At 42.7% G+C, this 22,066-nt stretch carries 18 protein-coding genes and 1 pseudogene; 9 read left to right on the forward strand and 10 right to left on the reverse strand.

Features of this window, described 5'->3' with window-relative positions:
- Nucleotides 1-45: 45 nt before the first annotated feature.
- From B9N86_RS06810 to B9N86_RS06835, 6 genes are all read right to left on the reverse strand, one after another.
- A complete protein-coding gene (locus B9N86_RS06810; RefSeq protein WP_208918336.1) occupies nt 46-1,566 on the reverse strand; it encodes an ABC transporter substrate-binding protein in 1,521 nt (506 codons plus the stop codon).
- Nucleotides 1,567-1,595: 29 nt separating this feature from the next.
- Nucleotides 1,596-2,357 carry a response regulator transcription factor gene (locus tag B9N86_RS06815; RefSeq protein WP_208918337.1) on the reverse strand — a complete coding sequence of 254 codons (762 nt, stop codon included), beginning with the start codon at nt 2,355-2,357 and terminating at the stop codon, nt 1,596-1,598.
- A complete protein-coding gene (locus tag B9N86_RS06820; protein ID WP_208918338.1) occupies nt 2,332-4,095 on the reverse strand; it encodes a sensor histidine kinase in 1,764 nt (587 codons plus the stop codon). Before B9N86_RS06820 ends, B9N86_RS06815 begins: the two co-directional genes overlap by 26 nt.
- Before the next feature lie 141 nt (nt 4,096-4,236).
- Nucleotides 4,237-5,733 (reverse strand): ABC transporter substrate-binding protein, encoded by a 1,497-nt coding sequence (locus B9N86_RS06825; RefSeq protein ID WP_208918339.1) that lies wholly within the window; start codon nt 5,731-5,733, stop codon nt 4,237-4,239.
- Nucleotides 5,734-5,821: 88 nt separating this feature from the next.
- Nucleotides 5,822-6,751, reverse strand: coding sequence for a carbohydrate ABC transporter permease (locus tag B9N86_RS06830; protein WP_208918340.1), 930 nt, complete (start codon nt 6,749-6,751; stop codon nt 5,822-5,824).
- Nucleotides 6,752-6,763: 12 nt separating this feature from the next.
- Nucleotides 6,764-7,720, reverse strand: a complete 957-nt coding sequence (locus B9N86_RS06835; protein WP_208918341.1) for an ABC transporter permease — start codon at nt 7,718-7,720, stop codon at nt 6,764-6,766.
- 281 nt (nt 7,721-8,001) lie between these two features.
- Between B9N86_RS06835 and B9N86_RS06840 the strand changes: the two genes are divergently transcribed.
- The 7 genes from B9N86_RS06840 (at nt 8,002) to B9N86_RS06870 (ending at nt 16,908) form a co-directional block, all read left to right on the forward strand.
- Nucleotides 8,002-8,265 (forward strand): helix-turn-helix domain-containing protein, encoded by a 264-nt coding sequence (locus B9N86_RS06840; protein ID WP_208918342.1) that lies wholly within the window; start codon nt 8,002-8,004, stop codon nt 8,263-8,265.
- 305 nt (nt 8,266-8,570) lie between these two features.
- A complete protein-coding gene (locus tag B9N86_RS06845; RefSeq protein ID WP_208918343.1) occupies nt 8,571-9,053 on the forward strand; it encodes a MarR family winged helix-turn-helix transcriptional regulator in 483 nt (160 codons plus the stop codon).
- Between the two features lie 79 nt (nt 9,054-9,132).
- The gene (locus tag B9N86_RS06850; protein WP_208918344.1) at nt 9,133-11,355 is read left to right on the forward strand and encodes an ABC transporter ATP-binding protein; all 2,223 of its coding nucleotides are present in this window, start codon (nt 9,133-9,135) and stop codon (nt 11,353-11,355) included.
- Nucleotides 11,352-13,232, forward strand: a complete 1,881-nt coding sequence (locus tag B9N86_RS06855) for an ABC transporter ATP-binding protein (RefSeq protein WP_208918345.1) — start codon at nt 11,352-11,354, stop codon at nt 13,230-13,232. Before B9N86_RS06850 ends, B9N86_RS06855 begins: the two co-directional genes overlap by 4 nt.
- Before the next feature lie 228 nt (nt 13,233-13,460).
- Nucleotides 13,461-14,378: a PadR family transcriptional regulator gene (locus B9N86_RS06860; protein ID WP_208918346.1), complete on the forward strand. Its 918-nt coding sequence runs from the start codon at nt 13,461-13,463 to the stop codon at nt 14,376-14,378.
- Nucleotides 14,379-14,686: 308 nt separating this feature from the next.
- Nucleotides 14,687-16,489, forward strand: a complete 1,803-nt coding sequence (locus tag B9N86_RS06865; RefSeq protein ID WP_208918347.1) for a glycoside hydrolase family 3 protein — start codon at nt 14,687-14,689, stop codon at nt 16,487-16,489.
- A 116-nt stretch (nt 16,490-16,605) separates the two neighbouring features.
- The gene (locus B9N86_RS06870) at nt 16,606-16,908 is read left to right on the forward strand and encodes a hypothetical protein (RefSeq protein WP_244562983.1); all 303 of its coding nucleotides are present in this window, start codon (nt 16,606-16,608) and stop codon (nt 16,906-16,908) included.
- Nucleotides 16,909-16,917: 9 nt separating this feature from the next.
- Here the strand turns inward: B9N86_RS06870 and B9N86_RS06875 are convergent, their stop codons facing one another.
- The 3 genes and pseudogenes from B9N86_RS06875 to B9N86_RS06885 all read right to left on the reverse strand — a co-directional run bounded on the left by B9N86_RS06875 (nt 16,918) and on the right by B9N86_RS06885 (nt 19,581).
- Nucleotides 16,918-18,015, reverse strand: coding sequence for a serine hydrolase domain-containing protein (locus tag B9N86_RS06875; RefSeq protein WP_208918348.1), 1,098 nt, complete (start codon nt 18,013-18,015; stop codon nt 16,918-16,920).
- 15 nt (nt 18,016-18,030) lie between these two features.
- A complete protein-coding gene (locus B9N86_RS06880; RefSeq protein WP_210190645.1) occupies nt 18,031-18,642 on the reverse strand; it encodes a TetR/AcrR family transcriptional regulator in 612 nt (203 codons plus the stop codon).
- A 181-nt stretch (nt 18,643-18,823) separates the two neighbouring features.
- Nucleotides 18,824-19,581 (reverse strand): annotated as a pseudogene (locus tag B9N86_RS06885) (MBL fold metallo-hydrolase).
- Nucleotides 19,582-19,699: 118 nt separating this feature from the next.
- Between B9N86_RS06885 and B9N86_RS06890 the strand changes: the two are divergent.
- Both B9N86_RS06890 and B9N86_RS06895 read left to right on the forward strand, forming a co-directional pair.
- Entirely contained in the window at nt 19,700-20,110 is a 411-nt protein-coding gene (locus B9N86_RS06890; RefSeq protein ID WP_208918349.1) for an Lrp/AsnC family transcriptional regulator, read from the forward strand.
- A 45-nt stretch (nt 20,111-20,155) separates the two neighbouring features.
- Complete coding sequence (locus B9N86_RS06895; RefSeq protein WP_208918350.1) at nt 20,156-21,055, forward strand: LysR substrate-binding domain-containing protein; 900 nt, start codon at nt 20,156-20,158, stop codon at nt 21,053-21,055.
- Between the two features lie 8 nt (nt 21,056-21,063).
- Here the strand turns inward: B9N86_RS06895 and B9N86_RS06900 are convergent, their stop codons facing one another.
- Nucleotides 21,064-22,053 (reverse strand): aldo/keto reductase family protein, encoded by a 990-nt coding sequence (locus tag B9N86_RS06900; protein WP_208918351.1) that lies wholly within the window; start codon nt 22,051-22,053, stop codon nt 21,064-21,066.
- Nucleotides 22,054-22,066 lie beyond the last annotated feature (13 nt).

Below are 22,066 nucleotides of genomic sequence, written 5' to 3' on the forward strand. Positions count from 1 at the left end.
CAATATTGGACCCGCTCCGCTCGCGGAAAGCGGAGCTGCTAGCACTTATCTCCTTTCGCCCCGCCAAGCATCCAACTGCTTCTGCACTTCTTGCCGTACTTCGTCCATGCCTGCATGCTTTAGCTCCTCGTTAAACTTGGGGAGGATCGTGTCAACATCGACGGAACCCGTCATGAGGCTTGGATAATATTTCTGCCAGACCATTTCGATGTTATCGGTTTGGGCGGTTAGTTTGGATAGATCAGGAGTAAATCCAAGCACGGTGGACTTGATGACGCCAGCGTTGTATTTACGGAATTGATCCCATTTGTCGAGGGGTTCCGGGTTATCGCCGCTCATGGTTTTCAGGATAAACCAATTACCTTGTGTGTATTGTACTCCTGAATAGCTGCTTACAGGCGTATCCGGGATCTCGTCGCCATTGCTGTCTTTGTCGGTAATTAGAACCACTTGCCCATGTTCATCCAGCGTGTAGTGAACGCCTTCAATCCCATAATTGAATAAGTTTCGTATTTCAGGGTCTGTATTGAGAAAATTCAGAAACTTAATGCACTCCACGGGATGCTTGGTATTGGCATTAATGGTCATGATGCCTCCCCGGACGGATTCCGTGGTGACGGTGGTTGGGGTTACGGGATTCGCTACAACCTTGTAGCCGCGATCCTTACTCCAAGTTGTTTCCGAGAGCGGACCGCCGCCTGAGGACTTCCAGAACACTTTGGCCCCTCGTTTGAGTCCTCCAGGCTCTCGCAGTGCGGCGTCCTCGTTAATGAAGCCCTCTTTGTAATAACGCCGTAAGGTATCCAGTACCTGCCGCGCTTCCTGTGTTTCGAAGATATTCACGGCCTGAGCGCCCGGGTCCAGTGATTTTACCATCAAGGGAAGCTTGTGGTTCATAATATATTCGTATCCATGGAGAGCGAAGAAGTTGTGCGAATCCCGATCCAATTCCATGGGTATGTATGCCGGCTCTTCCTGCCCTATCATCCGGAACAACGGGTCAAGCGATTCCAGTGTATTGTACTTGGTAATGTCGATATTGTACTTATTTACGATGGAAGCGGGATACATCCACTGATCACGCACGGCTAACTCTTTATTGGTCGGCACACCGTAAATGCTGCCATCGTTCATACGTACCCCTTGCCAAAAGGTTGGGTCAATGGCGTCGTACATCTCCTTACCCAGGCCTGCAAGGTAGTCATCAAGTCTCAGCCATGCGCCGCGCATCGCGCTGGTTGCATAATCGGGTGCAAAAGCAATGTCAAATGGACTTCCGGCGGATATAAGCGTGTTCAGCCGATCTTCATAATCCTGCCAACCTACCTTGACATACGTGATCGTCACGCCTATTTTACGAGCCATGATTTCATTGATTTTATCATTTACGAGCCGTAGATCCTTATCAGGCTCTCCTATCGTATAATAGATCAGGTTTACCGTGTCATCATCATAGTTATCATCGTTATGACCAGGCTGCCGGAAGCAGCCGGTTGTATATGATGTGAGTAGCAATATAAGACTGATGATCATTAAGATGCGTCTGTGTCTTGGGTGCTTAGACATCGATATCCTCCTTTCTGCAGCGTTCGTTGTTAACCTTTTCCCCGCAGTTCAGAAGGAGATTTTTCGAAAAAGCTGTGAAAGTGCGTATAGAAATAATTGAGATTGTTATAGCCGACGGAAAACGCGATGTAGGAAATTTTCTCATCTGTTGATTGAATTCGTTCTTGTGCAAGAAGCATTCGGTAAGCCATGAGGTATTCTGAAAACTTCATAGCGGTTTCTTTAAGAAACAATTGTCCAAGGTAGGTGCTGTTCATCTGGAAACGCTCTGCCACTGATTTTAAGGTTATATTCTGAGCGTACTCTGTCTTGATCATCAGTAGAATACGGTTGACCAGTTTGGATAAGCTGTCGTAGCTCACACCTAATACCGGATCCTTGTTCAAGCTCTCGCCGTTCATATTACCTATCGAACCGCCCAGATCTTCGACTATGATCTTCTCAATCACTTGCTGTAGCTTGGTACGTTCTACAGGCTTGAGCAGATAGTCTTTGACACCACAGCTAATGGCTTCTTGGGCATACTTAAATTCACTATAACCGCTCATAATAATATATTTTGTAGGGATCTGAAGTTCGTTGAGTCTGCGGATCGCTTCATATCCAAGTTCCTTGCCAATGCAAACATCGAATATGGCGACATCCGGCAGCAGGTCTACCACTTTGGACATGGCCTGCTCCGTAGATTCGCAGGTTTCGATCCGACCAAATCCGTATTGTTTCCAATCCAGGATTCGCTTCATTCCCTCCAAAATCTGAGGTTCGTCATCCACAATCATCAGTTTGTACATGTTCAATCACCTCTTTTGAAATCCGAACAGAAATCTTGACTCCGGCTTCCTTATTATTCTCAATCTCTATAGAAAAGTTGTTTCCATAGAAGAAGTGAAGGCGCGTGTATACGTTGCGTAAACCGATACTATTGGAAGATGCATCATCATGGTTAGACAGTGTGCTTCGTACGCTATTTAAACGCTCCGTAGGAATACCGCGTCCGTTGTCCACGAATTCCAGTACATAACGGTCTTCAGCTTCAAAGCCATTTACGACATACAGATTAAACTCATGATTAGCATTAAAGCCATGGATGAAAAAATTTTCAGCCAAAGGCTGCATCCAGAATTTTACGGTAGGGATCGAGAGTAACGTCGGCTCTACATTGACTTGATAATAAAAACGCTCCGGATACTTAAACTCCATAATCTCTAAATATTTCTGCAGCAATTCCAGTTCGCTTGCAATCGAAATGATATTCTCCTGTTTGACAATTTCACGATAGAGCGTCCCTAACGTAGCAATGGCATCAGCGGTGTCCCTGTCCTGATTAACAAGAGCAGTGGAGCGGATAACCTCTAACGTATTGTATAAAAAATGAGGGTTAATTTGATGTTGAAGCGCTTTCATTTCGGTTTCCTGCTGTTTGATCTTTAGCAAATATTCATTACGGATATGCTTATCTAACTGCTGAATCATATCGTCCAATTCCCGGGCGATCATGCCGTATTCATTTCGACGGTAACGGGCAGGGCGGTTAGGTGTAAAATTGGCCATTTTCACACGTCCGATCGATTGAATGATACGACGCAGAAAGAGGGCATCATCCCGCATATTGTATGCAATGAGAAGGAGGACACTAATCATGGCCGCTAATACGATCAGAAAGATGGTGATCAACATCCCGGCATGCTGACGAATCAGCATGTATAAATCAATGATGCTAACGAATTTGAAATTAAACTTGGTGGATGGAATGGAGACGAAAAAGATATGTTTCAAAGCACCTCTCGAAATAAAACCGTAACTGCGTCCATTCGCCGCAGCCAGACGGGATAGTTCCTCCAGGTCTTGGTCCTCTCCGTTACCGATGAGGTATATATCACCGGAAGGACTGACTGCAGCAGCATTACCTAAGCGAAAACTTTGGACGGATTTAAAGATTTGCTCACTGCTGACCAAGAAGCGCAGCTCTCCGAATTCCTGGGAGCCAAGCGTTGGATCTGACAGTTTCTTACGATATACGAATCCCTTCATAATGGTATCGTGAAAGGTATCATCCGTATTCGGAAGCCCGAATGCAAAGCTTGCAATTCCGTTATCATTAAAACGAACAACATTGCCATACTGGTCGGTATGCAGACTAATCTGCGTTATTTCACCTTGCGCCCAGCTGTACAGATAGGTCTTAACATCCTCCGGAAAGGAAACCAGCGGCTGTGAAAATTGGCTGTTCTGCAGCCTGCTCGTTAAGTAGCCCTCAGCACTGCTGCTTAAAAAGCTGCGAGCATCATCCATCAGACCAGTATTGGAGTAAATACGCTGCATGTAAGCCTCAATCCGGTCGGCATCATACTGCAGCTCATTCTCTACGCGCGAGAAGGCATTAGCCGCCTCTATACGGGCATTGCCGACCCATTGATTCAGCAGCATGGCACAGGTCAGCGTGCCAAGCGTGAGCCCGATGGCCACGACGAAGATGACATAGGCAATAAACTTGTGACGATAGATTTTGATTTGTAAAAAAGAGCCCATACGACACCTCAATTGCAGCAGGTCGCCCGAAATAAGCGTTGCTATATCTCAATTTAACACGATTAACACCAAGCTTCATAGATAGTAAGGAAAAAGCATCCCTTAAGAGTGACTCATTAAGGGATGCGTATGAATTCAAACTTACTTGAAGTAATTGTTAATTTGCTCTTGAGCAGCTTGCATAATCGTGTCCATGCCGGCCGACTTTAATTCAGCCGTGATCTTCGGCACCGTTTTCTCCGGATCGGATGCACCTGTAATGAGTTCATATTTGTATTTATCCCACACAGCTTGGCAATTCGCCACTTCGGTCTGAAGATCGGTGATGTCCAGCGCAAAGCCTAGGACCGTAGAAGAGGTCGCTGCATCGTTCAGTTTTTTAACCTGTTCCCATTGATCTTCAGGAGCGCCTTTCGTAACCGCTAAATTAAAGAATGTACCTTGCGTGTAAGCAGCCAGCGGCCAAGTATCGGATGTACGCTCAATAACCTTCTCACCATCGACCTTATTGTAGTCCACGCCTAACTCACCGAATGCCAGCATATTACGAAGTTTGGGATCCGTATTCACTAATTCGAGGTATTTCAATGCTTCCTTCTTATATTTCGAATTCGCCGAAATCGCGTTTAGTGAGCCTTGTATCGTACTGGTCGTATAAATAGGTCCGTAATGCTGAAACATATCATACTTTTCAATGGCGTCATTGATTTGCCAGCTGACCTCTGCTCCCGGGAATGCCTGGGCTGCAAAGAATGGTCTGCCTTTGTCGTTCTCCGTTTTCGTTGGAGCATCCGGGTTGATGATGCCATCCTGGTACCATCCATGCAGGAACTTCAGATTTGCCATGATATCAGGCTGCTCGAGTACAGAGACAACCGTGCGTGATGCATCGTCAGCTTTTACGCCGATGGGAGGGAAGCCCAATGTCAAATCGTCATAATCATTAAAGAAGCCATTTAAGCCTTCGCCTTGCGTCATTGGCAGCGGATAGAAACTTTTGCCTTCGCCAGCCTTCATGTCATGAAGAGGCTTATCAAGATCCTGCAGTGTCTTGATATTATTGATATCAATATTGTACTTTTGCACATACTTATCATCGAGTACCCAGTACTGCGTTAGTGCTGAATCCTTGTAAGTCGGAACGGAATAATATTTTCCGCCGATTTTAGTACCTTCCCATACCTTTTCAGGAATCAATTTGTACAAGTCAGGCGTGTCACTCTGAACCAGATCCGTGATATCGGCAAATGCGCCCATAGCCACTTGCTTGCTGTATTTACCGCTGTTCGTAAACATGATGTCGAATGGCTCGCCGGTATTCACGATGGTGTTCATTTTTGTGTCCCAATCCCCCCAGCTAGCTACCTTGATGTCAATTTTCACGCCAATCTTCTCGGCCGTGTATTCATTCATAGCATCAATCGCTTTGCTGAAATTATTAGGCACTTGGCCGCCGATGGTCCACCAGGTCAACGTTGGAATATCCTTGCTTGTTGTTTCGGTGTCCTTCGATGTGTCTGGTGTCGCCCCAGATCCATCTGTTGTAGATGCAGGCTTCGAGCCGCCGCAGGCTGCTAAAGCAGTCAACATGAGTGTCAGCACGCACAGTGTAGAGATGAATTTCAAAGATTTCTTCATTCCATTTCCCCCTTTTTTGAAGTTAAATCACCTAAGAGTTGTACAGAGTGATCTATCATAAACCAAGCTTGCTTGGCTTATTTCGTCATTAGCCTTTCACGGCGCCGACCGTCAGGCCGGAAATAAAATACTTCTGGAAGAATGGGTAGGCGAATGCTACAGGCAGCACAATGAGAATGGCGACAGCCATACGGGCCGATTCTTTCGGCATCGTTGCGACGAGCATGGCGTAGCTAACGCCCATACTTGCGGCATTCTTGGCTAGTGCATCTACATTGCTCATTAAGCTGTTTAGCAGCGCTTGCAGAGAATACAGGTTCTGGTTGTCGATATACAGCATCGATTGGAACCAGTCATTCCAGTAAGCAAAGCAGAGAAACAGTCCGATGGTTGCTATTACCGGCAAAGAGATCGGCAGGATGATCGAGAAAAAGATTCGCAGCTGGCTCGCGCCATCAATTTCAGCTGATTCAATCAGCCCATCGGGAATCGTACTTTTGAAGAAGGTTTTACATATGATCACGTTGAACGATGAAACAGCCAGCGGTAGAATAAGTGCCCAGATGCTATCCTTGAGTCCTAATAAATTCGTATTAATGAAGTAGCTGGATACCAAACCTCCATTGAATACCATGGGGATGAATACCACCCAGGTCAAAAAGCCCCTCAGCTTGTAGGTTGGGCGAGAAAGTACATAACCCATAGAGGTGGTCAGCAATACACCGAGCACGGTACCGACCACGGTAACAAGTGCGGATACGCCGAGCGCTCGCAGAATCATCGTCCCTTGCTTGACAATATAGACGTAAGCCTCGGCTGACAAAGCAACCGGCAGCAGATGATATCCTGTCTCACGGATTGACTCTTCACTGGAAAAGGAAATGGATAGAACAACAACTACGGGTATGACACAGAGCAGCGCCAAGATAATAAAAATCAGATTGAAAAAAATGTTCACGACTTTGTTTGTACGGTTAAACTTCTCAAGGCCCGTCTCGTAAGTGGTTTTCGGTGTCATCGTCTTGCCTCCTTACATCATCGCGCTATCCGGATCAATTCTGCGAACAATCCAGTTAGCGACCAGAATAGTAGCACAGCCCAGAACAGACTGCACGAATGCGGCAGCAGAGGCCATCCCTACAGTGGCGCTTTTCAGTTGTTTATACACCATGACATCGATGGTGGTAGACACGTTGAACAGAGAATTGGAATCTCGCGTGACCTGATAGAACAAGCCAAAATCGGTGTAAAATATACGTCCAACGGCTAAAATGAACATCATGACGATAACTAGCTTGAGCATGGGCAATGTAATAAATCTCGTCTGCTGCCAAATGGAAGCGCCATCAATAACAGCTGCTTCATAATAGGTGCTGTCAATACTCGTGATGGTTGCCAGATAAATGACCATACCATAGCCCAAGCCTTTCCAGACATTTAAGAGAATCAGAAAGTACGGCCAATATTTCGGCTCCATATACCAGTTAATAGGATCGCTACCCATACTGACGAGCATTTGATTGACAATCCCTTTATCGAAGCTTAGGAACGCCCAGCCTACGGCAGAAACGACAACCCAAGATAGGAAATAGGGCAGGAACATCATTGTCTGATAGACTTTACTTGCTTTGCGGTTGTGGAGGAGTCCGATCATAATAGCGAATAGAACGGGCAGAACAATGCCTAGTACGATAAAAATAATATTGTATCCGATGGTGTTTCGAATAATGATCCAAGCGTCATTCGATTTGAATAGGAACTCGAAGTTTTTGAAGCCTACCCATGGACTGTTGAACACATTGCTCAAGAAGCCGCCGCTAATCCTGAAATTTATGAAGGCGATAATGATCCCGAACATCGGTAAGAAACTAAACAGGATGTACCAAATCGTGGTCGGCAATGCCAAGAGGGTTAGTTCCGTATCCTGCTTGTGCCAGCGAATCTGTAAGCGCTTTCGTTTATCTTTTGCTTCGACCTTAGAGCTCATGTCTGTCACTCCTTACGGTGTTATCTCGCTTGTATTGCACTTGTTAATTTTCATTGTATAAGAGGAGGATTCGATGCTTCCAGATAACAAACTTGATACTATAGTCAACAAACGTTAGATTCGAAAGAATTCTATTGAAATTTTCCTTGAAGCGGAATCAGATCGGGGTCCAGAATAATTTGGTTTACGAGGCGGTTCCGCATGCCGTTTACTCAACGAGAGTGCCAATTCAAGGTGTGCGTTTACTTCCGAAACGCCCAATTTAAAGGAGTTGGGTAATCATGTCCAGACAACGTTCCATGGAGACCATATTGACCTCTGAGTTCGTATCCATAGGGGAATTAGTACGGCTTACGAATGCTCGCTATAGCACACTGAAATTTTACACAGAAGAAGGTATGCTGCCTTTTGAACAGGCAGAAGAGAATCTGACACGCAGATATAAAAGAGAGGAAACCGTCACACGCATTCTTTTGATTAAAGAACTGAAAACAGGCGGTTTATCTATCCCGCAAATTAAAAAAGCTCTCAACATGGATGAATAAGCAAAATAAGCATGAAATTATCGCATCTATATTCACCTAACTTTCCATAAAAATACCGCATAACATCGGGGTTTCCCGGTGTTTTTTTGTTGTTTGATGGAGCCATATTCATAAGGCCGTCACCCTGTAGATAGGAGCTTGATTAGGTTTTGGTTGCAACTAGCAGGAAATAATTACAATCACTAAAAATTGCTGAAACGTATTTACTCTGCGTTTATATTTAGGTAAACTAACTAATAGTTAATCTAATTAATTGGTTGTCTAATTATTAAGCCGAGAATGGTAATGTCGAATGGAGGGAGAGCATGGATCAGGAGCGTAGTCAAGGTAAACGATTGATTGAGGCTATGGCCAAAATAAAACGTGTGTCATCTAAGCATAAATTTGATGACCTTTTGCCCCAACGCGAATTTTATGTAATGGAAATTATTAATAGTCGAATGCAGTGCAATAACTCCGATGAACAGGAGCAGCTTGCTCCGCCAGGTATTAAAGTATCTGAATTGAGCGAGATATTGCACATTACGATGCCTTCAGTCTCACAGATGATCAATGGTTTAGAGCAGAAAGGCTATGTGAAACGCATCACTACTAAAAATGACCGGCGAGTTGTGTATATAACGCTTGATGTTGAAGGAGAGGCCGCATTAAAAAAAGCCAAAAAAACCTTCTTATCCTTTACCGATGAAATTGTAACTCGGCTTGGACATGAGGAAACAGAGCAGCTTATCACATTATGTACTCGCCTTTACGAGATTATTGGTGACATCAAGAGTCGTCAATCCTAATCATGCCAGTCTGTAAGAACACTCCCCGGATTATCATTCTCGATCTTTACTTAACGATTAGAAAGGAAAGGAACATGTTATGGTTAAACTTGCAAAGTATTTGAAGCCATTCACTGTGTCGCTCATCGTAGCGATTGCGCTGTTGTTCGGACAGGCGCTGTCAGACCTGAATCTGCCGAATTACATGTCTGACATCGTCAACACGGGCATTCAGCAGAACGGTATTGAGAGTGCTGTACCTGAAGCGATCAGCGAGGACGGCTTCGCGCTGATGACCTCCTTAATGAAGGAGCAGGATAAAACGATTGTTGAACAGCATTACTCGCTGGTCAACGCAGGAGATGAGAAGTATCTCGATGAATATCCTCTGCTAGAAAGTCATAATGTATACCTTTTAAAGGATACGGACAGTAGTATCATTGACCAATTGAATCCAATCTTCGGCAGAGCTGCTTCAACCTTCATCGAAATCTCGAAGCAGTTGGCTGCGTCCTCAGGTGATCAAGCTGCTCCTGCTAAAGAGATGGATATGAGCAATATTGATTTCAATGAACTGTACGCATTGACACCTGTATTCCAGCAGCTCCCTGCTGAGAAGCTCGATGAGGCAATCGCATCTGCTAATGAGATGGATCCTGCCATGCAGGTTCAGACGGGAACAGCTTTCGTTAAGCTAATGTACGGTGAACTGGGAATGGATGTAGGCAAGATTCAGAGCATGTACATTATGAAGACAGGATTATTCATGCTTCTGATCGCCTTAGGTGGAGCTATTGCTGCGATTGGTGTCGGATATCTATCTGCACGAGTTGCAGCTGGAGTAGCCAAGAAACTTCGTCGCGATGTGTTCAGTAAGATTGAAAGTTTCTCGAATAATGAGTTTGACAAGTTCTCGACTTCTTCACTTATTACACGTACGACAAACGATATTACGCAGATTCAGATGCTCATTATCATGGGTATTCGTATCTTGTTCTACGCTCCAATCTTAGGGGTAGGCGGCGTTATTATGGTGCTGAGGGAGAATAGCTCCATGACCTGGATTATCGGTTTGGCTGTTGCCCTACTGATTGCGCTAATTGGAGTTGTATTCTCTGTCGCGATGCCGAAGTTCAAGATGATTCAGAAGCTCATTGATAAATTAAATCTCGTTTCGAGAGAAAATTTGAGCGGACTTACGGTTGTACGTGCATTCAGTACACAGGAATTTGAGAAGAAACGTTTTGACAATGCAAACCAAGATTTGACGAAAACGAACTTATTCGTAAACCGCGTCATGGTGTTCATGATGCCAGCTATGATGCTCATAATGAACCTTATTACCTTGCTGATTGTATGGGTCGGTGCTAATCAGGTCGCTGAATCTGCGATGCAAGTAGGGGATATGATGGCGTTTATGCAATATGCAATGCAAATCATTATGTCCTTCTTAATGATCTCGATGATGTTCATTATGGTGCCGCGTGCTTCGGTATCTGCTCAGCGTATCGTAGAAGTGCTGTCAACAAAACCTTCTATTGAAGATCCTGTTCAGACGAAGCCGTTTAAGTCCAATAAGACTGGTGTTGTTGAGTTCCGCGATGTTAGCTTCCATTATCAGGATGCACCGGAAGATGTGCTGACTAATATTACATTCACAGCCAAGCCTGGTGAAACAACAGCATTTATCGGTTCTACAGGTTCAGGCAAATCCACGCTGATTAACTTGATTTCTCGCTTCTATGATGTCACACAAGGTGAAATTATTGTTAACGGTGTTAATGTGAAAGATGTAACACAGCATGATCTTCACGACCAGATTGGTTATGTACCTCAGAAGGGTGTGCTGATGTCAGGCTCGATTGCGAGCAATTTGCGTTATGGAAAGAGAGAAGCTTCCGATGAGGAAGTGCACCTAGCTGCTGAAATTGCTCAAGCCACTGACTTTATTCTCAAGGATGAGGACGGTTTTGAGAAGAAGATATCAGAAGGCGGTGCGAATGTGTCCGGCGGTCAGAAGCAGCGTCTATCGATTGCACGTGCACTTGTGAAGAGACCTCCAATCTATATCTTTGATGACAGTTTTTCCGCGCTTGACTATAAGACCGATATTGCTCTCAGGCAGGCCTTGAAGAAATATACAGGAGACAGCACAGTTCTTATTGTCGCACAGCGCGTTAGTACGATTCGCCATGCAGAACAAATTATTGTATTGGATGAAGGTAAGATCGTCGGAATAGGCACACATGAAGAACTGCTTCAGAACTGCCCGACATACTTGGAGATTGCTTCATCCCAGCTGTCGAAGGAGGAATTGCAATGAGTGAGAAAGCCTCCAAGTTTAGAAAACCGAAGAATAGAGGGCCGATGGGCGGCGGACCTGGTGGACCAGGGATGATGATGCCTGGTGAGAAGGCGAAGGACTTTAAAGGAACCTTTAAGAAGCTGATTGCTTACTTGGGTCAATATAAGATTGCAGTAGCATTCGTTATCCTGTTTGCTATCGGATCTACAATATTCAATATATTAGGACCTAAAATACTTGGTCAAGCAACAACCAAAGTATTCGAAGGTGTCATGAATATAATATCGGGTACAGGTAACGGCATTGACTTTAGTTATATAAGTCAGATTATGTTTATCCTAGTCGTACTCTACATCATCAGTGCACTGTTTGCTTACATTCAAGGTTATATCATGTCTCATGTTTCGATGAAGGTGACTTATAATCTGAGACGTGATATCTCTGAGAAGATTCATAAGCTGCCATTGAAGTACTTTGATAAACGTAATTATGGTGAAGTATTGTCGCATATCACGAATGACGTTGATGCAATCAGCCAGAGCTTGAATCAAAGCTTGACTCAGATCATCACCTCGGTAACGAGCATCATCGGGATTATGATCATGATGTTTACGATCAGCTGGCAGATGGCGTTAGTCGCGCTCTGCGTTCTGCCGATGTCTTTTATCTTTATTATGCTGGTAGTGAAGAAGTCGCAGAAGCACTTCGTTGCACAACAAGAGTCTCTCGGACATGTCAATGGGCACATTGAAGAGATGTATGGTAGCCATACGGTGATGAAGGCGTTCAATGGCGAGGAAGAGTCGCTTAAGAAGTTTGATGAACATAACGAGAAGCTGTACAATTCCGCATGGAAATCGCAATTCCTCTCTGGAATGATGATGCCTATTATGAGCTTTATCGGCAATATTGGGTACGTAGCGATCTGTATTCTCGGTGGATACTTGGCTGCAAATGGCCGAATCTCTGTCGGTGATATCCAAGCCTTTATCCAATATATGCGCCAGTTTACGCAGCCAATTGCGCAGGTTGCGAATATCTCAAACGTCCTGCAGCAGACAGTTGCGGCTGCTGAACGCGTATTTGAATTCTTGGCTGAAGAAGAAGAGCCTGCAGATACGACAACGCCAGCAGATGCTTCTCATGTACAAGGTGCCGTTCGCTTTGAAAATGTTCACTTTGGATACAATCCGGAGAAGACAGTTATTAATAACTTTACAGCAAGTGTTCAACCTGGACAGAAGGTCGCTATCGTTGGACCTACAGGTGCGGGGAAGACAACGATCATTAAGTTGTTAATGCGTTTCTACGATATTCAAGATGGTGCAATCATGATTGATGGCAACGACATCCGTGACTTCACTCGCAAAGACTTGCGCTCGATGTTCGGAATGGTTCTGCAGGATACTTGGTTGTATAACAATACCATTAAGGAAAATATCCGCTACGGTAAGCTCGATGCAACCGATGATGAGCTCTACGCTGCGGCTAAGGCTGCTCAGGTTGATCACTTCATTCGTACGCTGCCTGATGGCTATGACATGGTGCTTAATGAAGAAGCAAGCAATGTGTCACAAGGTCAGAAACAGCTGCTTACGATTGCACGTGCGATCTTGTCCAATCCGAAGATTCTGATCTTGGACGAAGCGACCAGCTCGGTTGACACCCGTACCGAAGTTCTGATTCAAAAAGCGATGGCGAATCTGATGAAGGGACGAACGAGCTTCGTGATTGCTCACCGTCTGTCAACGATTCGGGATGCCGACCTCATCTTTGTGATGAAGGATGGCGATATTATCGAGCAAGGTACGCATGATGAGCTGTTAGCACAGGGCGGCTTCTACGAAAACCTGTACAACAGTCAGTTCTCTGAGGGCGAGGAAGAAGCGAGTTAATGAAGTAAATGAGTCCCCTGCCGCTGTGCGGATCTGTATAGGTTCGATCCCCTAGGCTTCACCTAATACAAATATCAAACACGCCAAATAAGGCGTGTTTTTTTGTGTTTAGTGAGGCTCGGCGTCTGATTTCGGTAACCTGCAGGATATTGGATTTTTTATGTTTACATTAATAGTAACATAGGTTACTATTAACATACGTTATTGATAACAATTAGAGGTGAATTCATGTCTATCCAATATGCAATACTTGGTCTTCTTAGTTGGAAGCCTTCTTCAGGGTATGAACTAAAAAAGATTATTGAAGAATCTTCAACAATGTACTGGTCTGGTAACAACAATCAAATATACAAATCACTTGTAAAGCTACTGGGTGAAGGTCTGGTGACTAACGAGATTCAACATCAGGAGAGTTCTCCATCAAAGAAAATTTATAGTATTACGGATGAAGGACTTGCTAGATTAAGAGAGTGGGTTCTTTCAGAACCGGAAGTTCCTGAGTTCAAGAACACTTTCCTAATTCAATTGGCGTGGGCTGAACAACTAAGTAACGAGGAATTAAATGAATTGCTGATACAATATGAAAGCAAGTTAAACATACACATTTTATTCCAGCAGGAAAAAATTAAACGCGGAGTTATTTCACCTGATAGAAACTCACGTGAAGTATTTTTATGGAATAAGATTTCCGAAAACCTACTTTCCTTCTATCACAATGAACTGAATTGGGTCCAAGGAATTCGTAAAGAACTCTATGAAAAAGAATCGATTGAGGAGCGGATGGTAATGAACTATAAAATTATTGAGAACGGAAACCAAAAATATATCGAGTTTATATCAACCCCAACCCCGTTTAGCACGGAACAGGATGCTGTTGATCTCGTTGCTTTATGCAAAGAAAATGAGACGAATCTTCTTTTGCTGCATAGCCATGTTCTGTCAGAAGACTTTTTCAAACTTAGAACTGGCGTAGCAGGAAATATGATTCAAAAATTTATCAATTATCATGTGAAAACTGCAGCTGTCATTCCAAAAGAGTTGGTTAACAAAGGCAAGTTTAAGGAAATGGTACTCGAATCAAATCATAGTAACCATTTTAGATTTTTTGAAAATAGGGAAGATGCAGAGAGTTGGCTGTTGAAATAATAATGCAATAGACTTCCCTCATAACTGGAACAAGTTTGCTGGTAGGTGGAGGGTACATTGCAGTTTAAGAAAATCGAAACTGCTCCACCATACATAAATTATAGACACGCCAATTGAGGCGTGTTTTTTTATATAATCCAAAAGGAATTTTACGCTATGTATCGAAATTTCTAGATATGGAAAATATGAACAAAATAGAAAGGTGGGACTTCCGGGATAGGCTCACTCTACGTTCGTCCGTAATAGGAAACAATAGTAAACAGTATACATGTAATGCGGTCAAAATGAATGAGAAGGAGAAGGTGACGATGAAAAAGAAAGTCGCTCTTATATTCACTTCCATCTTAGTAATCGCAGCAACTGTCATGTTTATATGGGATCAGAGTAACTCTCAAGTAAAGAATAAGGAACCAAAGCCTGTGCAAAGTGCGACGGTGACTGAAATTCTCAGTGATGAAATTTCTATTGAGGATAAGGCAAAGAAGCTTGTAGCGCTAATGAACGACAAGGAGAAGATAGGCCAACTAGTGATGTATACGCCTACCGTTCAAGCTGATTCTTTTTCCAGTAAAATGATCAAGGAGTATTACGTGGGCAGTGCTCTTTTAAATGGACAGATGAGTAGTGCCGCAAAGACTGCTCAGTTTACGAATCAATTACAGGAATGGGCATCAGAATCCCGATTAGGTATACCTTTATTTATTTCTGGTGATATGGAATATGGAACCGCACAAAGAGTTCCTGGAGAAGCTACGATTCTTCCAAGACAGATGGCAATTGGGGCCACAGGTAATGTCAAGTATGCTGAACAAGCAGCACGGGTAACGGCTATTGAAGCTAAAGCAATGGGCTTTCATTGGAGCTACTCTCCTGTAGTGGATGTAAACTCTAACCTCCAAAACCCGGTTATTGGTGTCCGCTCTTTTGGTGAAAATACGAAGCTGGTTAGCGATATGGCTGTAGCCCAAGTGAAGGGCTATCAAAGCGAAGGAGTGTTATCCAGTGCTAAACATTTTCCGGGGCATGGGGATACCGGCTTCGACACCCATTCAACTCTATCCAAAATATCCTACAGCGAAGACGTACTGCGGCAAGTGCACCTCCCTCCATTTCAAGCGGTAATTAAGCAAGGCATTGAATCTATTATGACATCACATATTATTATCGAAAGCATTGACCCTGAACTACCCGCCACATTATCGGAAAAGGTTCTAACAGGATTATTGCGAGATGATTTAGACTTCGAAGGAATCATTATTACTGACGCAATGATTATGGAAGCCATATCGAAAAATTGGGGAGCGGGTGAAGCTGCAGTTATGGCCGTTAATGCAGGAGCAGATATTGTGATGGCCAATGGCTCTGTAGATGATCAAATCGATACACTGGACTCTCTGTATGAAGCACTTCAGGCTGGAAAAATTGAGAGAAGCCGTGTAGATGAGTCTGTAGAACGAATTGTTACATATAAATTAAAGTTGAACATGTTTCATAATCGCTTTGTAGACGTTGAGAATGCTACCGAAGTGGTAGGAAACGAAGAGCATTGGAAGATCGCAGAGCGTATTGCATTGGATTCCATTACACTAGTTAAGAATGACAACGTACTTCCATTCGATCCGCAAACGAATGAAACAACCCTTGTCGTGAGTGTGGCTTATGCGAATCGAATTGCAGAGACAGTAAAGAGAGTAAGCAAGGGCGAAGTAATTGCTTACCAGGCAGCTCCAGCTACTGGCGAACGATTGGATGCAACAAAAGAAGCTGTTGAGAAAGCCCTTGAACAGGCTAAGAAAGCGGATCGTATTATTGTATTTACTCAGTCGGATCGAGAAATACCGCAAGGGCAAATTGATTTGGTAAACAAGTTAGTTGCAACAGGCAAGCCTGTTGTAGCTGTCTCTCTCGGCAATCCCGGCGACCTTTTGGGCTACTTGGATGTTAAGGCGTATGTGTCAGCATATGCTTTGGATAATTGGTATTGGTTAACGCCCATTCCGGTTTCGTGGGATGCTGCCATTCAGGTCATATTTGGTTCGAAGCCGATGGGTAAATTGCCAGTAACATTAAATACGAGTTACGCGAGAGATTTTGGCTTGAGTTATCCTTAGGTTCCAAGAGAGTATACATACGATATACAGATCAAACATTTGTTAAGCAATACTTCGGGTATACCTGATTATTTTGAGGATAAGCCTAGTGTACATCAGAAGATCTGCTGATCTTTATGAAAGCTCTTGTTAACAATCAGATTATTCAAAAAGAAACCTTGGACATCATGCAACAATGGAACAAAATGTGGATAGGAATGGATTATGGCTATGGGTTGATGAGGATGCATTTTCTTCCATTCACTCGGAAATATATCGGGTGGGGGCATCTTGGTGCGAGTGGCGCCTCCATGCTTTACTTCCCCAACAAGGATGTATATATAATGGGGAGTTTCAATCAAACCGCTTATCAATCCAAAAGCACAAACTATATATTTTTTAACATTCTGCGTAAATTAGCAAAGTATGCTTATAGTTAAGGGAGGTAATTAATCAATACAATTCAACATCATGTAAATGGTTTGAAATGGATTTTTTTCGGTTTGATTTATGGTTCCGACGATAAAAATCTGCTTTGACGGACAGTAAAATGCAAAACTGCCTGTAGACCCGGAATGACCAAGTATTTCTGGTGCAGGGAAAAAGGGTGACATCAGCCGAGACATTTTAACGCGCATCATGCCCTTTCCATACTCTAAAGGGAAAAATTGGATTTTATTCCACTCGATATTTTCAATATTTGACGGTGAAAAAAGTTCTCCATTGAAAAAGGCTTTTAAAAACTTCATCAAATCCGATGCATTAGATATAATTCCGCCGGAAGCTCTTGCACTTGATAGATAGATTGGACGAAATACCTTTTCTTTTCCCATATAGATCGGAGCGAAACTGCTGTCCATTTGACTTAAATAAGTAGATTCAAGCGTTAGCGGCTTTATTATATATTTGTCATATAAGATCTCCAATTTTTCGCCGGATACCTTTTCAGCAATTTTTCCTAGTAAATCAAAATTAAGATCTGAATAATATGCTTCTCCCTCGGTCCCATTGACGAAATGGGCTTCTAACTTTTTGCTACGTTCCAAAATTTCTTCAAAGGTAATCGCCGCATCCTCCTTTACTAATTCATCTTCGTAGGATGTTCCATCCCCGGTTTTTTCCGTGTAATAGTCCGGAAGGCCAGAGGTCTGGGATAATAATTGGCTTACAGTTATCGTACCGGTAGAATCAATCCCTTTATACATGTGCAATTGATCGATCTCGCTTGTATCAAAAAATTGTTCAATCGTATCGTCTAATGACAGTTGTCCTGAATCGATTAGATTAAAAATGACTGCAGCAGTAAACATCTTTGTAATACTGGCGATGGCAAACGGACTATTTTCTTGCATATTGCCCGCTGAATTTTTATATGAGAATTTTCCATCGGCAGATTCGATATTAATCGCCATATCAAATACCTTTTTATTATCAACCGTTCTTTTAAAAATAATATCTAGTTTTTCATTCGTGCTTTTTCCTCTCCAAATGCTTTGAGTTATCACTGTTCCAACAGCAATTGCGAATACAAATAGGATCAATACCATATTATATCCCTCGCTCTATTCTTTGGATTTTAAGATGTCTACGAGCCAATCTGGCTCAGGGCATGGCGTGTCGGGATGCAGTGCTATTTCTTCCGCTATTCCTTGGATCGAACACCAAAAAGCTGTAGACAATGCCCATGCGTTGCCATTTCTAATTTCGCCTATTTTTTGGCCTTCTTCAATCAGAGAGATACTTCTTTTTATGATGTCTATTCGAGCAACCATTTCTTTGGTGACATCCGGTATAGAGTCATTGTTTTGCGCATGTTCCATTAACACAAACATTTTTGCAGACATGGGATTTTGTTTAATGTTATTTAAGATTTCTGCTGCCACTGCCTTAAATATATGAATAGGACTTCCATCTATATCTTCCAAGTTTAATTCTGTTCCTGCACATCCTATCTTGATAAGTTCCTCATAAAGCTTTTCTTTGGATTCAAAATAATGGAACAGCAGCCCCATGCTCATATTGGCTTTTTTTGCAATATCCGCAATTTTAGTAGAACCATAACCTTTACGGATAAATAAATCTAAACCTGCCTCTAAAATATCAATTCTGCGTTGTTCCTTATGTTGAGTGCGTTTATTTACCATCATATCACCTTTCGTTGAAATTAATTTCATTGAATTATTTTTCAACTAAATAATAAATTGGTTTCCGTATTCTGTCAATATTATAAAAAGCTCATTTGGTGAATACATCGAACACGGCTTTAGATTGGACGCAAGCAATTGCAATGAATCACTTGGAAGAGATAATAATCAAAATCCCTGACTCATATTGATGTCAGGGATTTTGATTATATTAAAAAGTGATTGATTCACCATCATTAGGTACTAATATGTTGTTGGAAAGACCTTTTTCATCGATAAAAGCTTTTAATTCTTGTCTTGTTAATAAGCAGTGATTGACAGCCTCCATATGTGAAACGATAATAGTTGATTGTTGAGCTTCCATATAGGTTTGATAGATGTCTTCTTTCGTCATCGTAATAGGATCACCTTGAAGAAATTGTGCAGCGCCTCCATTTACAATAATCACTTCGGGATTATGATGCTTAATGGCATCCTGAACATCACTACACCATACTGTATCTCCTGCAATATATAGCGTTTTTTCATCGGGATGGTTAAAGACAACGCCTGAAACCTCACCCATTAATTTTCCTATTTCGCCTGTCCCATGTTTTCCACTTGTTCTAGTTAAGCTAATGCCCCCAATACTCAAAACACTGGCTAAAGATTCTACATTTTGAAAACCTTCTTTTTTAATGATTTCTACATCTTTTTCAGACTGTGCAATAATTCTAATATTTTTAGGTAATATTTCTATCGCAGCAGAATCAAAATGATCTGGATGTAAGTGAGTGACAATAACGATATCAACCTCAATTATTTCTTCAACAGGGATTGGTAAATCTATTGTTGGATTAAACTTGTCCTGATTCAGAGTGTTTGGAAATGGAGGATAAGTTCCTTTTTTGATAAGAAGGGATCAATTAAAAATTTCTTGTCTGCATAGTTCAAAATAATTGTTGCATTACGTATTTGTCTAATATTCATGCTGTATTCCTCCTTTAATAACCCTCTTCTATAGGATAATATTTAAGGGAGAATGCTGTACATAAATTAAATCAAGAGTATTCTATATAATACTTGAATTATGAAAGAGGCTGCACTTATGTTAGATAACACAGATAAAAAAATCCTTGAAGAGTTATCAAAGAATGGTCGTATAACAATGAAGGAATTAGGTGAGAAAGTTCATTTGACGGGTCAGGCAACTGCATCTAGAGTGTGCAAAATAGAGGAACAAGGTGTAATAGAGGGATACACGATTCATCTAAATCAAATAAAAGCAGGATACTCTCTCCTCTCATGTCTACATATTTATACACATAGTATGGATCATAGACCCTATTTAACATTTATAGAAAAACAACAAAGATTCATCATGAACAATTATAAAATTAGTGGCGAGGGCTGTTATCTCCTGGAGTGTAGGTTTCCAACTAACCATGAGTTGGACCTATTTTTAACCGAATTAAACAAACACGCTAATTATAAGTTATCTATTGTAATTAATAAGTGAAACTAAACTGTAGGGGATTAAAATGAGCGAAGGAAGAAAAAGAGGATGGATATACGTAAATTACATTACTTCATTGCAGTAGCGGAAGAACTTCATTTCAGCCGTGCTGCGGAAAAATTGAATATGACACAGCCACCTTTAAGTCAGCAAATTCAAGACTTGGAAAAAGAACTTGGCGTGAAACTGTTGGAACGCAACAAGAGACAAGTTCGTCTCACACCTGCGGGGGCCGTTTTTTTAGAGGAAGCCAAAATGATTTTATCCCAATTGGAGCGGTCTATTAAAACTACGCAACTGACCAGCCAAGGAATAATCGGACATTTAGTCGTTGGATTTGTAGATTCAGCAGCGGGAGATATAATGGTTGATATTTTGAGAGTATTTCGGGAACGATTCCCGCAAATACAGCTTACTTTATGCGAGATGACTTCTGCCCAGCAATGGCAGGCTTTACATGACGGAACCATTCATGTTGGGTTTCCGCGTTTCATCGAATCGACAAAGCATATCGACTATCGTACCATTACAAACGAATCACTTGTTGCTGTACTGCCCGAACAGCATCCGTTAGCCAGACTGTCTGCAATTTCTGTCCGCTCTTTGGAATTAGAACCGTTCATTTTGTCTCCGCGTTATCTCGGAGTTTCTTTTCATGATCTCATCATTGGTTTCTGTGCACAACATGGCGTTTATCCGAAAGTTGTACAGGAAGCCATTCAGATGTATACCATTGTAAACTTGGTAGCTGCGAATCTGGGCGTTTCCATCGTACCTTCTTCAGTTTCCGTTTTTCAGCGCAGCGGTGTCGTATTTCGGCCATTTGAGGAAAGTGTGCCGCCGGTTCCCCTCTACACTGCTTGGAGAACCGACGTGAATAAGGCCGTCCTATCAGCATTTATTAGGACAGTTGAAGAAGTAAGTTCAATAGCAATTGATAGTAGATAACGTGGTATTTATCCGGTTTTTGCCGGATCGCGCTCAACTAGCCCATCTAATATAGTATCGATTTGTTTCATCATCTCAGAGTCAAGGCGAGTCCCAGCAGCCTTGACGTTTTCTTGTACCTGCTCTGGTTTAGATGCCCCAATAATGGCGGATGATACCTGCGGATTTTGCAGCACCCATGCTATTGCAAGCTGTGGCAATGTCAACCCGGCTTCATGTGCGATAGAGGAGAGCTTAGAAACAGCTAGCAGTACTTCGGTGCGCAGCCATTGACCTGCTAATCGCTCGAAAAATGGAGCTCCCGCCGAAGTTGAAGCACGAGACCCTTGCGGCAACGGTTTGTTTGGCGCATATTTTCCGGAAAGAATTCCTTGTGCAAGAGGTGACCAGACCACCTGCCCGATTCCTTCCCGCTCACAAACGTGAATGACTTCCGATTCGATTACACGCCATAACATCGAGTATTGGGGTTGACTGGCCACTAATGGAACCCTCAACTCCCGCGCTAATGCAGCACCCTTGGCAATCTGGTCTGCCGTCCACTCGCTTATCCCGACATATAGAATTTTTCCTTGGCGAACCAGATCCGAAAAGGCTAGAAAGGTTTCTTCAAGGGATACCGTCGAATCAAAGCGGTGGGCGTAATAAACATCGATGTAATCCGTTTGCAATCTGTTCAGTGAAGCGTGGCAGGCTTCCATAATATGTTTACGGGAAAGACCTCTGTCGTTGTGTCCTGTTCCTGTCGGATGGTAAACCTTGGTGCATAACTCTATGCTCTCTCGACGCATTCCTTTCAAAGCTTGACCTAGTACCGTTTCCGCCCTCGTTTCCGAGTACGCATCCGCAGTATCAAATGTAGTAATCCCCGCATCCAGTGCAGCATGAACACAGGCATAGGCCGTCTCATTATTTACTTGAGCGCCGTGGGTAATCCAGTTACCTAAAGCAATCTCACTTACTTTTAAGCCGCTGGAACCTAATTTTCGATAGATCATCTTTTTTACCTCC

The sequence above is a fragment of the Paenibacillus uliginis N3/975 genome (assembly GCF_900177425.1).
In the GTDB taxonomy this organism is placed as follows: Bacteria; Bacillota; Bacilli; order Paenibacillales; family Paenibacillaceae; genus Paenibacillus_AQ; species Paenibacillus_AQ uliginis.

What these genes read in the sequence shown, in the direction of transcription:
- B9N86_RS06840 (WP_208918342.1), top strand. Translation starts at nt 8,002, where the DNA reads ATGTCCAGACAACGTTCCATGGAGACCATATTGACCTCTGAGTTCGTA.
- B9N86_RS06890 (WP_208918349.1), top strand. Translation starts at nt 19,700, where the DNA reads ATGTTAGATAACACAGATAAAAAAATCCTTGAAGAGTTATCAAAGAAT.
- B9N86_RS06850 (WP_208918344.1), top strand. Translation starts at nt 9,133, where the DNA reads ATGGTTAAACTTGCAAAGTATTTGAAGCCATTCACTGTGTCGCTCATC.
- B9N86_RS06865 (WP_208918347.1), top strand. Translation starts at nt 14,687, where the DNA reads ATGAAAAAGAAAGTCGCTCTTATATTCACTTCCATCTTAGTAATCGCA.
- B9N86_RS06835 (WP_208918341.1), bottom strand. Translation starts at nt 7,720, where the DNA reads ATGAGCTCTAAGGTCGAAGCAAAAGATAAACGAAAGCGCTTACAGATT.
- B9N86_RS06810 (WP_208918336.1), bottom strand. Translation starts at nt 1,566, where the DNA reads ATGTCTAAGCACCCAAGACACAGACGCATCTTAATGATCATCAGTCTT.
- B9N86_RS06815 (WP_208918337.1), bottom strand. Translation starts at nt 2,357, where the DNA reads ATGTACAAACTGATGATTGTGGATGACGAACCTCAGATTTTGGAGGGA.
- B9N86_RS06870 (WP_244562983.1), top strand. Translation starts at nt 16,606, where the DNA reads ATGAAAGCTCTTGTTAACAATCAGATTATTCAAAAAGAAACCTTGGAC.
- B9N86_RS06860 (WP_208918346.1), top strand. Translation starts at nt 13,461, where the DNA reads ATGTCTATCCAATATGCAATACTTGGTCTTCTTAGTTGGAAGCCTTCT.
- B9N86_RS06825 (WP_208918339.1), bottom strand. Translation starts at nt 5,733, where the DNA reads ATGAAGAAATCTTTGAAATTCATCTCTACACTGTGCGTGCTGACACTC.
- B9N86_RS06855 (WP_208918345.1), top strand. Translation starts at nt 11,352, where the DNA reads ATGAGTGAGAAAGCCTCCAAGTTTAGAAAACCGAAGAATAGAGGGCCG.
- B9N86_RS06895 (WP_208918350.1), top strand. Translation starts at nt 20,156, where the DNA reads ATGGATATACGTAAATTACATTACTTCATTGCAGTAGCGGAAGAACTT.
- B9N86_RS06880 (WP_210190645.1), bottom strand. Translation starts at nt 18,642, where the DNA reads ATGAAATTAATTTCAACGAAAGGTGATATGATGGTAAATAAACGCACT.
- B9N86_RS06830 (WP_208918340.1), bottom strand. Translation starts at nt 6,751, where the DNA reads ATGACACCGAAAACCACTTACGAGACGGGCCTTGAGAAGTTTAACCGT.
- B9N86_RS06820 (WP_208918338.1), bottom strand. Translation starts at nt 4,095, where the DNA reads ATGGGCTCTTTTTTACAAATCAAAATCTATCGTCACAAGTTTATTGCC.
- B9N86_RS06900 (WP_208918351.1), bottom strand. Translation starts at nt 22,053, where the DNA reads ATGATCTATCGAAAATTAGGTTCCAGCGGCTTAAAAGTAAGTGAGATT.
- B9N86_RS06845 (WP_208918343.1), top strand. Translation starts at nt 8,571, where the DNA reads ATGGATCAGGAGCGTAGTCAAGGTAAACGATTGATTGAGGCTATGGCC.
- B9N86_RS06875 (WP_208918348.1), bottom strand. Translation starts at nt 18,015, where the DNA reads ATGGTATTGATCCTATTTGTATTCGCAATTGCTGTTGGAACAGTGATA.